Annotated in this window: 11 protein-coding genes; all 11 read left to right on the top strand. The window is 51.4% G+C overall.

Annotated features, from left to right (window positions below; genetic code table 11):
• The first annotated feature begins 21 nt into the window (after positions 1-21).
• The 11 genes from ASG89_RS34045 to ASG89_RS33995 all read left to right on the top strand — a co-directional run bounded on the left by ASG89_RS34045 (position 22) and on the right by ASG89_RS33995 (position 15,224).
• Positions 22-1,830, top strand: a complete 1,809-nt coding sequence (locus ASG89_RS34045) for a sensor histidine kinase (RefSeq protein ID WP_063868289.1) — start codon at positions 22-24, stop codon at positions 1,828-1,830.
• 180 nt (positions 1,831-2,010) lie between these two features.
• Entirely contained in the window at positions 2,011-2,967 is a 957-nt protein-coding gene (locus tag ASG89_RS34040) for an ABC transporter permease (RefSeq protein WP_057315776.1), read from the top strand.
• A 1-nt stretch (position 2,968) separates the two neighbouring features.
• Entirely contained in the window at positions 2,969-3,838 is an 870-nt protein-coding gene (locus ASG89_RS36910; protein WP_057315775.1) for a carbohydrate ABC transporter permease, read from the top strand.
• Positions 3,839-3,841: 3 nt separating this feature from the next.
• The gene (locus tag ASG89_RS34030; protein ID WP_057315947.1) at positions 3,842-6,139 is read left to right on the top strand and encodes a glycoside hydrolase family 3 protein; all 2,298 of its coding nucleotides are present in this window, start codon (positions 3,842-3,844) and stop codon (positions 6,137-6,139) included.
• Positions 6,140-6,159: 20 nt separating this feature from the next.
• On the top strand, positions 6,160-7,596 hold the full coding sequence (locus tag ASG89_RS34025; RefSeq protein WP_057315774.1) for a sulfatase-like hydrolase/transferase: 1,437 nt from the start codon (positions 6,160-6,162) through the stop codon (positions 7,594-7,596).
• A gap of 141 nt (positions 7,597-7,737) precedes the next feature.
• The gene (locus ASG89_RS34020; protein WP_057315773.1) at positions 7,738-9,258 is read left to right on the top strand and encodes an extracellular solute-binding protein; all 1,521 of its coding nucleotides are present in this window, start codon (positions 7,738-7,740) and stop codon (positions 9,256-9,258) included.
• 168 nt (positions 9,259-9,426) lie between these two features.
• On the top strand, positions 9,427-10,974 hold the full coding sequence (locus ASG89_RS34015; protein ID WP_057315772.1) for a sulfatase: 1,548 nt from the start codon (positions 9,427-9,429) through the stop codon (positions 10,972-10,974).
• 16 nt (positions 10,975-10,990) lie between these two features.
• Positions 10,991-12,628 carry a sulfatase-like hydrolase/transferase gene (locus ASG89_RS34010; protein WP_082593773.1) on the top strand — a complete coding sequence of 546 codons (1,638 nt, stop codon included), beginning with the start codon at positions 10,991-10,993 and terminating at the stop codon, positions 12,626-12,628.
• Positions 12,629-12,674: 46 nt separating this feature from the next.
• Positions 12,675-13,616: a fumarylacetoacetate hydrolase family protein gene (locus ASG89_RS34005; RefSeq protein ID WP_057315771.1), complete on the top strand. Its 942-nt coding sequence runs from the start codon at positions 12,675-12,677 to the stop codon at positions 13,614-13,616.
• A gap of 2 nt (positions 13,617-13,618) precedes the next feature.
• The gene (locus ASG89_RS34000) at positions 13,619-14,098 is read left to right on the top strand and encodes a DinB family protein (RefSeq protein ID WP_057315770.1); all 480 of its coding nucleotides are present in this window, start codon (positions 13,619-13,621) and stop codon (positions 14,096-14,098) included.
• Between the two features lie 13 nt (positions 14,099-14,111).
• Positions 14,112-15,224, top strand: coding sequence for a cupin domain-containing protein (locus tag ASG89_RS33995; RefSeq protein ID WP_057315769.1), 1,113 nt, complete (start codon positions 14,112-14,114; stop codon positions 15,222-15,224).
• Positions 15,225-15,584: the final 360 nt, after the last annotated feature.

The raw sequence follows: 15,584 nt of genomic DNA, 5'->3' as shown, positions 1-15,584 counted from the left end.
GACGTAAAGGCATGATGTGCAATGAGACAATTTTGGGACCGATTTCCCATTAAGGTGAGCATGGTGCTCCTATTTCTCGGTATCAGCTTTCTATCCATGATTCTTATGGGATTTTTCTCACATTTGAACTATAGCAACACGGTAAAGAAAGACTTTCACACGGTGACGGATGAAGCGGCCAAACGATTGCATTACCATATTGAATTTTATTTCGAGCAGTTGTCCAAAACCACGAAAACAGTCGTGAAAGAAGAGCTGATTCAACGTTGGTTCGAGGACGGCGGCAGCATCTCGGCCTATGATGCAGAAAACATTGAAGGGATGTTGAGACGCTACGTCGCTCTGAATTACAACGAGATCGCCGGCATATTCCTCATGTCTACGGACAAGCGTGTTCTGGCCATGCGGAGCTACAGTTCGGAGGTTGAAAGTTACCTCTCAGAGCCGTGGTATAACGTCCCGATTGCGGGGCAGCGTTTTCTGATCCCGACGCACACGATTAAATATCCGCAGCAAAACGGCCTTTCCGTCATCTCGATCTTGAATCCGGTTTACAGCAGCACGACGTTAGGGCAGATCGGTTATATCGTCATGGATTTGTCGCTGTCCGAAATAGAGGAAACGTTTGAAAGGTCGAAGCTCGGGCAATCAGGGCAGTTCATGATGCTCTCCCAAGACGATACGATTGTTTATCACCGCGTTAAAGAGTGGCGCGGACACAAGATTACCGATACGCCGCTTGGTAAAGAAATCGAGATACCGGTTGAAGGCAGGGTCAGTATTCAATCGGTTGACGGAAAAAATATGCTGATCTCAACCAGCAGTTCCAAGGTGCTCGGCTGGAGGGTCGTGGCTCTTGTTCCTTTTGACGAAATGGCGAGCGGACTGTATTCGGCAAGGAATTCGACGATTATTGCATTTGGGCTTATTGCGATATTGGTTATGTTTCTTGTGCCGATTGTGTCCAATTTGTTCGTAAAGCCCGTGCTTCACTTGAGACAGAATATGAATCGGGTGTTCCAAGGCGATTATAATACTAGAGCCGAATTTCGGGATGGGAAGAACGAATTTCAGATATTGAACCACAGTTTTAACAAAATGGTCGAGCAGCTGGACGAGCAGATCCATACCATATCGGAGCTGAAGCTCCAGGAGGTACACATGCGGCTGAGGCAGAAGGAGGCTTATATCCAGGCACTTCAAAATCAAATTAATCCTCATCTGCTCTATAATTCCCTAGATGTAATCAAAAGTATCGGTTACATTAACAATGACGAACTTGTCGTAAGTATGGCTACCAATTTGGCTGACGTATACCGCTATACCGCGAAATTTTCAGACCATGAGGTTACGTTACGGGAAGAGCTTACGATTCTGGAGAAATATCTGGAGATTACGCACATCCGATTCCCTAAGAAGTTTCAGAGCCGGATCACGGTGAACCCGAAATTTTACGGCTGCTTGCTCGTGAAGTTAACCGCTCAGCCTTTGATGGAAAACGCGGTCAAATACGTGGTAGAACCGAGGGCGGGCGATGCCGCTATATTGGTCAGTGCGTATGACGACAAGGGCGATCTGGTGATTGAAATTGCGGACAACGGACCGGGTATTCCGGAATCGAAGTTGGACGAGCTTAGGCAAGGGCTTCATGACATCTCCCGGAACGTTAACGATCATAAGTTCATCCAAACGGAATCATTAGGCATACGCAACGTGCACACGCGATTGTTTTTACAGTATGGAGAAGGTTATGGGCTTACACTTTCTTCTTTCCCGGATAGAGGCACCGTTATTTCCATTCGCATTCCGTTGAAATATAAAGTAGGTTAGGAGAATACCGACATTGGACAAGGCCGTTTGACCGGGATAACCGGTGGCGGCCTGTTTGTGTTGAGCCTATTTATGCAGGTTTGGAAATCAGATAATCGTATAACGACTTCTGTCCGACGAGCGGCTATGATGTAGCTATAACTTGATCCACATCAAAGTATTGCTCAGGAGGGAACGCAAGTGCAGAGTGAATCCACGATTGAATTGGTGCAGGCAAATCTGCCATCGCGCAGAAAATCGGCGCTTAGGGAATGGAAGAGAGGGCTTCCATTATATCTGATGATTTTACCCGGTTTGTTGTATTTCTTAATTTTCCGTTATGTGCCGATGGGCGGGATCATTATTGCTTTTCAAGATTACAATCCGTTCGAGGGATTCGGCGGCAGCGAATGGGTGGGCTTCGCGCATTTCCAGCGTTTGTTTGGAGAAGCGGATTTTTTAATCCTGCTAAGAAACACGTTAGTGTTGAGCGCGCTTAACTTATTCTTGTTTTTTCCGGCCCCGGTTGTGATCGCTGTAGTGCTTAACGAGGTTCGTGTCCGTTGGTTTAAGAAATTTGTTCAAACCGCCATTTATATGCCGCACTTTATCTCGTGGGTCGTCGTAGTGGGCATTACCATCATCCTGTTTGCTACACAGGAAGGCGCGATTAACAAAGGGCTTGCCAGTGCAGGCTTCGAGCGAATTGAGCTCCTGACAGATCCTAATTACTTCCGCTGGGTGTATGTGTTCCAGAGCATTTGGAAAGAAGCGGGCTGGAATGCGGTTATTTTCCTTGCGGCGCTGGCTGCCGTGGACCCTACCTTGTATGAAGCTGCTGTCGTCGACGGCGCGAATCGTTGGAAGCAGATGCTGTATATTACGCTACCAGCGCTTAAAGGAACGATTATTATTTTATTCATTCTGCGATTGGGACATGTCATGGATATCGGCTTCGAGCACATTTATTTGATGCAAAACTCGCTGAACTTATCGGTTTCCGATGTATTTGATACGTATGTGTATCGGTCCGGTGTACTGCAAGGCGAATTCAGCTTCACGACGGCTGTTGGACTGTTCAAATCGCTGGTCGGCCTTGTCTTGATTGTACTGGCTAACAAGCTTTCTAAAAAAGCAGGCGAAGAGGGGGTTTACTGACATGAATACATTTGACTCGCGTGGAAAAGATCCGCTCTTCACCGGTACGATTTATGGACTGTTGGTCCTAACTTTACTGGTGATCTTGGCCCCTTTTCTTTATGTTGTGGCTAGCTCGTTTGCGACGGAACAGGAATTTGTGTCCCGCGGTTTCTTTATCTTTCCTCATGAGTGGACGATCGAAGCGTACGGCTACCTGCTCAGCAACGATAACTTTATGAGATCGTTCCGAAATGCCGTGACGATTACAGTCACGGGAACAGCCATCAACATAGTGCTGACGAGCCTGATGGCCTACGGTTTATCGAAGAACTGGCTGAAGGGCCGTCGTACGATTAACTTTATGGTGCTGTTCACGATGATTTTTGCCGGGGGGATGATTCCTACCTATCTTGTGGTCAAGGAATTGGGGCTGCTTAACAGCTATTGGGCACTCTACCTGACCGGGGCGATAGCCCCGTTTAACCTGATTGTCATGCGGAGCTTCTTTCAGAACATCCCTGCCGAACTGGAGGAATCGGCCAAAATCGATGGCTGCTCCGAGTGGCGTTTGTTCTGGCAAATCGTCATGCCGCTATCCATGCCAGCGGTTGTTACCTTTACTTTGTTTTACGCCGTACACAATTGGAACACCTATTTTTACGCGATTCTGTTCTTGAATAACTCGCATGATATGCCTCTTCAAGTGTTTTTGCGCCAAATGCTGATCGAATCCGACTCTAGTATGGAAGTAGGCGCTGGCGGCTTCTCGTACACCCCTGCCGTAAAAATGGCGGCTGTCCTGATCACAGCGTTCCCGCTGTTGGTCGTATATCCATTCATGCAGAAATATTTTAACAAGGGCATGCTGATGGGTTCGGTGAAAGGTTAATTGATGAGAAATGAGGGAAATACAGTGAAGCAACGTCAGAACGAACAAGTCATTCGGTATGTGAACAATGATAACGGCCCTACCCTCGGTTACACCGAAGGAACGGGAGTTAAGATAATCCGTCAGGACGGCCTGTTGTTCAAGGATTTGAACAAAGACGGCAAGCTGGATCCTTATGAGGATTGGCGTTTATCGCCAGAGGAGAGGGCAAAGGATCTTGCGTCTAAAATGTCCATCGACCAAATCGCCGGTTTGATGCTGTTCAGCAAACATCAGGCGATTCCAGGGAGCAAGGGCTTCAATCCTGCGACTTATGACGGTAAGTCTTTTGAGGAGAGCGCCTTGGAGCCATACGCTTTAACGGACCAGCAGCGGCAGTTTTTGGCTAAAGACCATATCCGCCACGTGCTTGTGACGAGCGTGGAGAGTCCGGAGTGCGGCGCACGATGGAACAACCTGCTGCAGCAGGTTGCCGAAAGCGAGCCTCTTGGCATCCCGGCTAATAACAGCTCTGATCCGCGTCACGGCCTGGATGCTTCCACCGAATTCAAGGTTGGCGGAGGCAGCCACATCTCGATCTGGCCAGAATCGATGGGCCTTGCGGCAACGTTCGACCCCGAGCTCGCCCGCAAGTTCGGGGAGATTGCGGCCAAGGAATATCGCGCTCTTGGCTTGTCGACTGCGCTGTCTCCGCAGGTCGACATCGGCACTGATCCGCGATGGTTCAGGTTCGGCATGACGTTCGGCGAGGATCCGCATTTGTCTGCCGATATGGCACGCGCTTATATTGACGGCTTTCAAACGTCGGAGGGCGAAGCAGAAATCGCGGAGGGCTGGGGTTATGACAGCGTGAATGCGATGGTGAAGCACTGGCCCGGGGGCGGCTCTGGTGAAGCGGGGCGTGACGCGCACTTCGGTTACGGCAAATATGCCATATACCCGGGGAACAACTTTGAGCAGCACCTGATTCCTTTTACCGAAGGGGCGTTTCGCCTGAACGGCAAGACGGGGCAGGCGTCCGCGGTTATGCCTTATTATACGATCTCCTGGGAGCAGGACAAGAAGAACGGGGAAAATGTGGGCAACTCGTACAGTTCCTACCTCATCCATGATTTACTCCGCGAGCAGGTCGGCTACGACGGTGTCGTATGCACGGACTGGAGCATTACCGCCGACGCGCCGGAAGATATTACGAGGCTGAATCCCGGAGGAAGATGCTGGGGGGTTGAAGAGGGATACACCGTAGCGGAGCGCCACTATAAGCTGCTCATGGCAGGAGTGGACCAGTTCGGCGGCAACAACGAAGCCGGCCCGATTATGGAGGCGTACCAGATCGGTGTTCGGGAGCATGGTGAAGCTTACATGCGGAGGCGGTTCGAGCAATCGGCCGTCAGGTTGCTGAAGAACTTATTCAGACTGGGGTTGTTCGAGAATCCATACGTCGATGTCCAGAAGACCGTGGAGACGGTAGGCTGCGAGGCGTTCACACAAGCCGGTTACGAGGCGCAGTTGAAAGCGTTCGTTCTGCTGAAGAACGACAACCAGGTTCTCCCCATGAAATCCAATAAAAAGGTATATATTCCGAAAAGGAAGCTCCCTGCCCGCAGCAACTGGATTGGACGGCCGGTGCCGGCAAGCGATGGCTATCCCGTTAACCTGGATGAGATTAGACGCTACTTCGAAGTGACGGAGGAGCCAGATGAAGCGGATTTCGCCCTTGTCTTCATCGAAAGCCCACATTCTACGATGGGCTACAGCAAGGCGGACGTGGCCGCTGGCGGATCAGGCTATGTCCCGATCAGTCTGCAATATGGTCCTTACACTGCAGAATATGGCCGGGATGTCAGCATCGCCGGAGATCCGCGAGATGTGCTGAACCGGGCCTACAACGGGAAGACGGTGACCGTTACCAATGCCGGGGATCTTGACATGGTGCTGGAGACGAAGCAACGGATGAAGGAGAAGCCGGTCATTGTGTCGCTGACTTTGAATAATCCGATGGTCATGGCCGAATTCGAGGGTGCAGCCAGTGCGATTTTAGCCAACTTCGGAGCTGTGGAGAAATCCATTATGGAAGTGATTACCGGATCTGCGGAACCGAGCGGCCTGCTGCCATTCCAAATGCCCGCCGATATGCGAACCGTCGAGGAGCAGCATGAGGACGTTCCTCATGATATGCGTGTATACGTTGATTCTGCCGGGCACGCTTACGATTTTGCGTACGGACTAAATTGGAGCGGCGTCATTCAAGATGAGCGAACTGCTACATATGGAAAACGACTATCTAGCATGAATAAGTGAGATGATGGGAGGAAGCAGGTATGAAGAAACCGGATTTATTGGTGTTCTTGAGCGATCAGCATCATGCGCGGTACACAGGTTATGAAGGGCACGCGACGGTTTGCACGCCTCATCTGGACCAGCTCGCTCAGGAAGGAACCGTCATGAGCGCAGCTTACACGTCCTCGCCGCTGTGCGTTCCTGCCAGAGTATCCATGCTGACTGGACAACTACCGGAGAAAACCGGCGTCTATACGAATCACGGTGCGATCGGCAGCGATCAGGCCACTTTTCTTCACGGCATTGCCGCGGAAGGCTACGAAACGGTGCTGTGCGGGCGGATGCATTTTATGGGCGAGGACCAGCGGCACGGATTCACCAAACGCATTATGGGCGAGATGACTCCGCTATTCTGGGGGCGCTATGGTTCGGCCCGTTCGGATTTGGGCCCCTTTGTTGGCACAATGGCCAATCAAAGTCTGAAAATTATCGGAGGTGGGACGTCTCCTGTGCTTGAGTATGACAAGGCTGTGATCAAGGCCGCCTTGGACTATTTGAATCAAGACCATGAGAAGCCGCAATGCCTCTTTGTCGGTACGTATGGTCCGCACCATACCTATGTAGCTCCTCCTGAGCGATATATGTATTATAAAGAAAGGGTAGGCATTCCAGAGTCTTTCGGGCTCGACGAGGGTCATCCTGTCCTGCAGAAGATGCGAGCCCAGAACAAGCTAACGGAGGACAATGTTATCAAGCTGCGTGCCGCCTATTTAGGGATGATCGAAACGATAGACAGCCAAGTCGGAGAAGTGCGTGAGGGATGGAGCCGTTATTTGGCGCGCAGCGGTCGTCAAGGCGTGTTCATCTACATGTCCGACCATGGCGAGCAGGCTGGTGAGCATGGGTTGATCGGGAAGAGCACCTTCTATGAAGGTTCGGCCAAAATCCCCATGATCGTGTCAGGAACCGGCGTATCCGCCGGTCGTCGAGTTGAGCAGCCGGTAAGCATTATGGATTTGGGGCCGACGCTGTGTGCGTATGCCGGAGCGGAGACTCCGCCCAGACAGGATGGCGTCAGCCTGAAATCCTTGCTGGAGAACGGCCCGGAGGACCCGGAGCGTTACATCATTAGCGAGTATGTAGCCACGTTGGACTGCGGGCCGGTTCCTGGGCGCATGCTGCGGCAGGGCAACTGGAAATATGTCGCCTATGCCTTCTATGAGCAGTACAAGCAGTTGTTCGATTTGAGTAAGGATCCGCAAGAGCTGCACAATCTAGCTCAAGAAAGAAGCGACGTTGTCGGCCATTTTGAGGCCATTTTGAAACAGACCTGGGATACGACCGCGATTATCGAGAAACATCTGGAGAAAGCCGAGCATCATCAGTTGCTGGCCAAATGGGGCAAGGCTACCGATGTTCCGGAGCTTGAAAGATGGCCGGTGCCAGTCAAGGCTACTGTTCTTCCGATCGTGGAGTAAGATAACCTTTTACATGGTGAATATCGGTTCGCCAGAGTTAGGATAATAAATCAGATAATTGTGTAACGCATATTTTATGCTTGTCCCCTATGATATAGAGGTAATCCAAGACGGATTTAGATGAAGAAAAGAGGGTGTACAATGAAAAAGACTTTATTGGTTTTCTGCGCACTTGCATTATCCTTCGGCAGTTTAGCAGCTTGCTCCAAGCCTGACGCTGCAGGCACAGCATCTCAGAAAGTTGGAGACAGCAAAGCGGCTGCAGACGATTTCAGCGAAAAAATGACGATAACTTGGATGGCGCGTTCGTTCCAAGGCGGCGGCTGGCCTGATGATAGCCCGATGATTCAAGCGCTAAACAAAAAGTTCAACGTAGATGTCAAGATGCAGTGGGTGCCAGCCGCAAACTATAAAGAAAAGCTGAACGTGCTGGCCGCTTCCAACGATTTCCCGGATGTTTTCCTGGTACTTAATCCAGAGTTCAACAAGTGGAAGAAGCAGGGGCTGTTTCTGGACATTCAGCCTACCTTGACCCAATACCCGAACTTGGCCAAGATTCCTAAGGATCCGCTGTACGCGCTGAATCCAAAAGACAAACTCCTCGGTCTTCCTTACTATATTACGGAAAATAGAGATACATTGAGCGTACGTGAAGACTGGCTGAAGAAACTGGGGCTGTCTGCGCCGAAGACATTCGACGAATTTTATGAAGTGGCGAAAGCGTTTGCATTAAAAGATCCAGACGGCAACGGTAAGCAGGATACCACCGGATTCTCCCTGTATTATGACACAACGAGCAATTCGATTAAAGATATTGAATTCATTATGGCCGGCTTCGGGCTTTACAACCAATGGGCGGATGTTAACGGAAAGCTGGTTCCTTATCAAACGCAGGTGGCGGAGTGGAAAAATCTCTTGACCTTTTTAAATAAAGCCTACAACGAAGGTGTTCTCGATAAGGACTTCCCGGTCAATAAAATCAGATCCACGGTCGATAAGTTCGAATCGAACAAGGTCGGGTTTGCCTATCTGAATCCGAACGATTGGAAGAACCACCAAGCTGCCATCAAGAAGCTTGTCCCGGACGCGGCTATTACACCTTTGGGTCCTCCTAAAGGACCTACAGGCAAAACAGGAACCGCTAACGTTGATATGCTGGACAAGAACGTCATCAACGCCAAGATCGATCCGAAGAAGCAGCAGCGGATTCTGAAAATCCTCGACTACTTCCTGTCTCCGGAAGGCTCTGATTATATCAAAAACGGGATTGAAGGCGTACACTACAAGAAGACAGCCGATGGCAAATTCGAGAAATTGGAAGCGGCAGACAAAGACCGTCAAAATCTGTTTAACAACTGGGTGTTACGTCCATTCGATCCGAGTATTCAGATGTACAAATGGGAGGACCCTGCGTATCACCAGATGATCAGAGACATGTTTACCCAGAATGACAAGTATACCTGGAAAAATAAGGCCGCAGGCCTCGAATCCGAGACGTTGACGAAGTCCGGGGCCAACTTGAACCTGAAATGGTGGGAGACCGTCTCCAAAATCATTATGGGCCGCGAGCCGGTATCCGTTATCGAGAAAGCGTCGGCTGACTGGCTGGCAGGCGGTGGCAACAAAATCATTGAAGAATTGAACGTTTCCTATAAGGAATAACGGTTGGTACGATCCCTGAGGAGCCACTTGCGAAAGTAAGGGCTTCTCGGGGATTTTTTCATAACTTGAGAGTATCACAATTCAGAGAATCGGATAACGACTTATCGCGGGCGAGTGTTTATGATAAAAATGTGCCACACGCTAGCTTAGAGAATGGAGATGATCACTGTGAGAATATTGTTTTTGGATCTGGATTCGACCAGTCCGGATCACCTGGGATGTTATGGGTATCAACGGAATACTTCACCGAATATCGACCGTATTGCGGGGGAAAGTGTTCGCTTTACTAACTACTATACATCGGATGCTCCGTGTGCTCCGTCCCGCACAGCGCTGATGAGCGGCAAATTTGGGATCGTCAACGGCCTCGTCGGACATGGCGGAACTGCAGGCGATATGAAGCTTGAGGGAACTGAGCGGGAACTGATGGGTAAGCTGACGCGGGGAGGCTCGCTGCCTTCCTATCTTGGACTGGCGGCCGATATGAATACGGCTTTGATTAGTCCCTTTGCTCAAAGACACTCGACCTTTCAATTTTACGCCGGCTTTAATGAGATCTTGAACACTGGAAGATATGGCAACGAATCGGCCGAGCATGTGACGCCAGTGGCGTTGGATTGGATTCAGCGCAATGCGAGTCGCGACAACTGGTTCCTGTACATCAACTACTGGGATCCGCATACGCCATATCGTGCACCTCAAGAGTTCGGCAATCCATTTGAACACGAGCCTCTGCCGGAGTGGATCACCGAAGAAGTCTTGGAGCGGCATAAGGAAATGGTCGGTTCCCACAGCGTGCATGAGCTGAACATTGATTTCCGAAATAAGCAATATACCAACGAAACGAGCCCTCATTTTCCGCGCCACCCGGGTGAAATCCTGAACATGGATGATATGCGGAAAATGATAGACGGCTACGATTGCGGGATCCGTTATATGGATGACCATCTCGGCGTCCTATTCAAGGCTCTTGAAGAGCAAGGCGTCATGGAAGAGCTGATCATTATGATCTCTGCCGACCATGGCGAGAACATGGGGCAGCTCGGTATCTATGGCGAGCATGCGACTGCGGACCAGGGAACATGCCGCATCCCGATGATCATCCGCTGGCCGGGCATGAAGCAGGGCATCGTGGATGATGGGCTGCATTATCACCTCGATTTGCTGCCGACCATAGCCGAGATGCTGGGCAGCGCGCCAATCCCGGATTGGCACGGACAGAGCTTCGCTCCGGCACTCAAGGAAGGTGCTCCATGCGGGCGTGACTACTTGGTGGTCTCCCAATGCGCGCATGTCGCACAGCGAGCGGTTCGCTTCAAGGACTGGATGTATATACGGACCTATCACGACGGTCTCCATTTGTTCGATGAAGATATGCTGTACAATCTGGCCGAAGACCCGAAGGAGCAGTTTAACGTTGCTGCTGAGCATCGGGAACTCTGTTACGAAGCTGTTTACTATCTAAACCAGTGGCATGACGATATGATGCGGCGAAACACCGATGCTGTCGATCCTTTGTGGACCGTGATGAAGGAAGGCGGGCCGTTCCATGCTAAGGGCTATTTGAGCAACTACGTGGAGCGATTGCAAAATACGGGAAGAGGGCACCTTGCAGAGGAGCTGAAGCGTAGACACGCTGCTGAGACTCTACAGGAACGGAGCAGCGTTCTCGCCGGCTTGCAGGCGAAAATAAGTGCTAAAATGGCAGGGAAATAAGAAGGGGATGAGTAGCATGAGCGCCACAACAACGAGACCGAATATCCTGTGGATTTCAATAGAGGATACGAGTCCGAGGTTCGGCTGTTACGGTGATGAATTGGCGCGGACGCCTCATATCGATGAGCTCGCATCAGCGGGCACGCTGTACACGAATGCGTTTGCAACCGCAGGCGTTTGCTCCCCGAGCCGGTCTGCGATCATTACCAGTATGTATCCGACTGCGATAGGGGCGCATCACATGCGCACGGAGCATGTTAACAAAAATACGCCGGAACTTCCGACTCCGTATTTTGCAGTGCCTCCGGCTTATGTGAAGACCTTTACGGAGCATTTACGGGCAGAGGGCTACTACTGTACGAACAACTGGAAGACGGACTATCAGTTTGCTTCGCCATTGACGGCGTGGGATGAAGATAGCCGGGACGCACATTGGCGCAATCGGGATGCGGATCAACCGTTCTTTGCGGTATTTAACCACATTCTGACGCATGAGAGCAGCATGTGGGGCACTATGATCCGCGGCAATTATTATCCTGATCATCCTATGGAGCGGCCGCTAGTTACCGATCCGAATCAGGTGAAAGTCCCCCCATACTTGGCGGATACGCCGAAAACGCGTGACTCGATCGCCAGATACTACGACCTTATTGCCGAAGCGGACGAGTTCGTCGGTTCCCTGTTGCAGCAATTGGAGGAAGACGGTCTCGCGGAGAACACAATTGTGTTTCTGTGGAGCGATCATGGCGAAGGCCTGCCTCGTGCCAAACGTTGGCCTTATGACGCAGGAATCCGAGTCCCTCTGATCGTCCGCTGGCCAGGCATGATGGCGCCCGGACAAGTGAGCGATGCCCTCGTCAGCTTGATTGATCTCGGCCCTACCGTGCTGTCGTTAGCCGGGGCAACCGTGCCGAACCATATGCAAGGTCAGCCCTTCCTAGGGAGCAAGGCAAAGCCGAGGGACTATGTCTATGCGACTCGTGACCGATATGACGAATCTTATGATATGATCCGCGCTGCACGGGATAAGCGGTACAAATATATCCGGAATTATTATCCGGACAAGCCTTATCTGCAGTGGGTTCAGTTCAGCCATCAACATCCAGCGTTTCAGGAGCTGTGGAGACTGGAACTTTCCGGCCAGCTTGAAGGAGACCAACGGTTATTGATGCAGCATAAGCGTCCCGCTGAAGAGCTCTATGACTGTTTGGCGGATCCTTACGAAATGAGAAATCTAGCGGACGACCCTAACTATCGCGAGGAGCTGGAAAGGTTTCGTTCGGTCGTTGATGATTGGCGCTGCAAATACGATGTGTGGGGCGATGTGCCGGAGGAGCAGATGGTCGCGCAAATGTGGCCTGGCGGGACACAACCGCACACCGCTTCACCGATTTTCATCCCGCTCAACAGCATGCTGCACGGCAGGGAAGCCGTGACCTGCGGCGAGTATGGGGAGGCGACAGCGATCCTTCTGCATTCGGCTACGCAAGGCGCCTCTATCGCTTACACACTGGAAGACGGAGACAATCCGTCCTGGAAGTTGTACACCAAGCCGTTATTTCTGACGGAAGGAACGATGTATATTCGCGCTAAGGGGGTTCGTATCGGCTTCAAGGACAGCGAGGAAGCGGCGGGGACATTTAAGAAAGTGTAGACGGCACCACAAATTTACGATGGAAAATGAAGAGGGAGAGAGACCAATGAAATTAGTCAGCTTTAGTTATGAAGGCAACACGCGGATCGGCATGATTAACGGGGAACAAGTCATCGATCTGAATTATGCTTATCGCACGATGCTGGAGGCCGAGGGGGTTATTCGCTCGGTACAAGTGGCTGAAGCCTTCGTTCCTGCAAATATGGTGGAGTTCCTGCAGGGCGGGGAGCAAAGCATGGAATTGGTCAAGAAGGCGATAGACTATGCCCAAAAGCATGGATATGCCATGAAATATAAGGTGTTCCATCGCATATCCGAAGTTAAAATTGAGGCACCGGTACGGAACCCGGGGAAAATAATCTGCGTTGGCCATAACTATCGTGAACATATCCTCGAGATGGGCCGCGGCTTGCCGGACTTCCCCGTGGTATTCGCCAAGTTCGGAAACACCATAGTCGGTCCGCAGGACGACATTCCGTTCTATCCGGTGTCGGAGCAACTGGATTATGAAGCTGAATTCGCTTTTGTGATTGGCAAACGCGCCAGAAACGTATCGCAAGCCGACGCGCTGCAGTATGTCGCTGGCTACACGATTGTGAACGATGTGACCTACCGCGATATTCAACGACGGACGATACAGTGGCTGCAGGGCAAAACTGTCGAGGGCAGCGCGCCCATGGGGCCATGGCTCGTCACGGCCGATGAGCTCCTGGATCCGGCAGGGTTAGAGATCGTTCTCACGGTCAACGGCGAGCAGCGCCAGCGCTCGAACACCGCCAATCTCGTATTCAGCGTACCGTATTTGGTGGAGTTTCTATCGAACCTGATGACGCTCGAGCCGGGCGATGTGATACTGACAGGAACACCGGGAGGTGTCGGGGTGGCGCGCGAGCCGGAGGTGTTCCTCAAAGACGGAGATGTGGTTCGGATTGAAATTGATCGCATCGGCATGTTGGAGAATACGGTGAAAAAAACGGAGTGTGTTTAAGGATGAGTTTGAAAGAAACGATCGCATCTATTCACCAAACAACAGATCAGATTATTGCGGCCTGCCAAGGACTGTCCGAAGAGGCTCTGCGCTGGAAGCCAAACGAAGAAAGCTGGTCGGTGCAGCAGGTATTGTGCCATCTGGAGGAAGCGATTCCCTACTGGCTGCGGGAGCTGCAAACCATGATCAACTCGCCGGAAACGCCATGGGGACGCGGGCTGCAGCATGAAGGCCGGCTGGCCGCCGTGTCGGATGCTCATGAACGGAAAGCCCCGGATGTATTACAAGGTCTAGCCGCTACCAAGCAGCAGGTCCAAGACGTGCTGGGTTCGCTGCGCGAGGAGGATCTTCAGCTTGAAGCGCAGAGCCGAAACCCGCGCTTTGGAACGAAGCCGCTTTCGTTTATCGTCGATCACTTGTTAACGGAGCACTTAATCACACATCTGAAGCAAATCGAGCGCAACATCGGCGCGTTCAACTAACGGGGGGTACACGATGTCTGAAAAAATGGATTTCTTTCAAAGTCAAACGGTCAAAGATTTTAACCGCGAAATCGAGAAGTATCATCTTGGCCCACTGTGGCATGCAATTCCCGATCTCATGCACAAGCAGCCTACCCCCCAAGCCGAGGCCTATTTATGGAAATGGGAGACGCTGCACGCTAAGCTAATGGAGGCTCAGGAGATCTTCACCCCGGATCGTGGAGGGGAGAGGCGCGCCATCTTTTTCCAAAACCCGGGTTTGACGTACCGCCAGCCATGGGGCTGGGCATCGACGACGCAAACGCTGTACGCCGCCGTACAACTGCTGCTGCCGGGGGAAACAGCACCGTCGCACCGTCACACCCAGAGTGCACTGCGGTTTATTATGCAGGGGGAGGGCGCTTATTCCATCGTGCAAGGCGAGCGGTTTTTTATGGCGGAGGGTGACTTCCTCACCACCCCGAAAGGACTGTGGCACGGTCATGCTCACTTGGGCGATAAGCCGATGATCTGGATGGACTGTCTCGACATCCCGACGATTTATGCCATTTCGGGCACGTTCTTTGAAGGGTATCCCGAGAGGATCGAACAGCCGAAGGTGCCGGACAACTTCAGCATTTCACGCTACGAGGGCGGCATGGTTCGTCCGATTGGCGACCGCGAGCCGAAGATCGCCCCTGTTGGTTCCTACAAGTGGAGCCAAACATTGGCGGCACTCGAGGGACTGAGTCGGTTTGAACCGGATGCTTATGATGGGTATGCGGTAGAATTTATCAATCCGTCCACTGGCAAGACGGCCAACCCGAATATCGCCGCTTGGATGCAGAAACTTCCGGCAGGTTTCCATTCGAAGGCGCACCGCCATACCAGCTCGACCATTTATCAAGTGTTTAAAGGAAGCGGGTATACCATTATTAATGGAGTTCGATATCATTGGTCGCAAGGCGATTTCTTTGTAGTGCCGAACTGGGCATGGCATGAGCATGTTGCGGATGAAGAGGCGTACCTGTTCTCGGCAAGCGACCTGCCGATTATGGAGAAGTTCGAGCTCCAACAGGAAGAGAGCTATGAGGCTAGCGAAGGGCATCAAACCATAACGGGGGAATTTAAACCGTTACTGCCTTAAATTCGGGACATCGCGATTCCCATAGTCGTGTTTGGATAATTACATGCATCAACTTTCTTATAGGCGACACCTGTCGGATGTCGAGGACAAAAGGTAAAAGCAAAGAACACCCTCCCTTAACATCTTTGTGAATTTGTCAGAAGTACTTCAAACTAATTTGTAAATCAGTCAATTTGGTCCTAAAACCACTTCAAGACTTTATTTGTCCTTTTATTTTCACGAAAAGGCCAGCAAACCCTTGAGTTTGCTGGCTTTCTGCACTGTGCGCCCAGCATGGGCGCTATCTATAGGGTGTAAATCCCGAATGGTGAAGGCAGTAGTAACCATTAGCTCAAGACAAGGGTGTCGACCGTGAGGTCG

The organism is Paenibacillus sp. Soil766 (assembly GCF_001428105.1).
GTDB lineage: Bacteria > Bacillota > Bacilli > Paenibacillales > NBRC-103111 > Paenibacillus_E.
The sequence above is the reverse complement of the archived record's forward strand: the minus strand, read 5'-3'. Positions and strand labels throughout refer to the sequence as shown.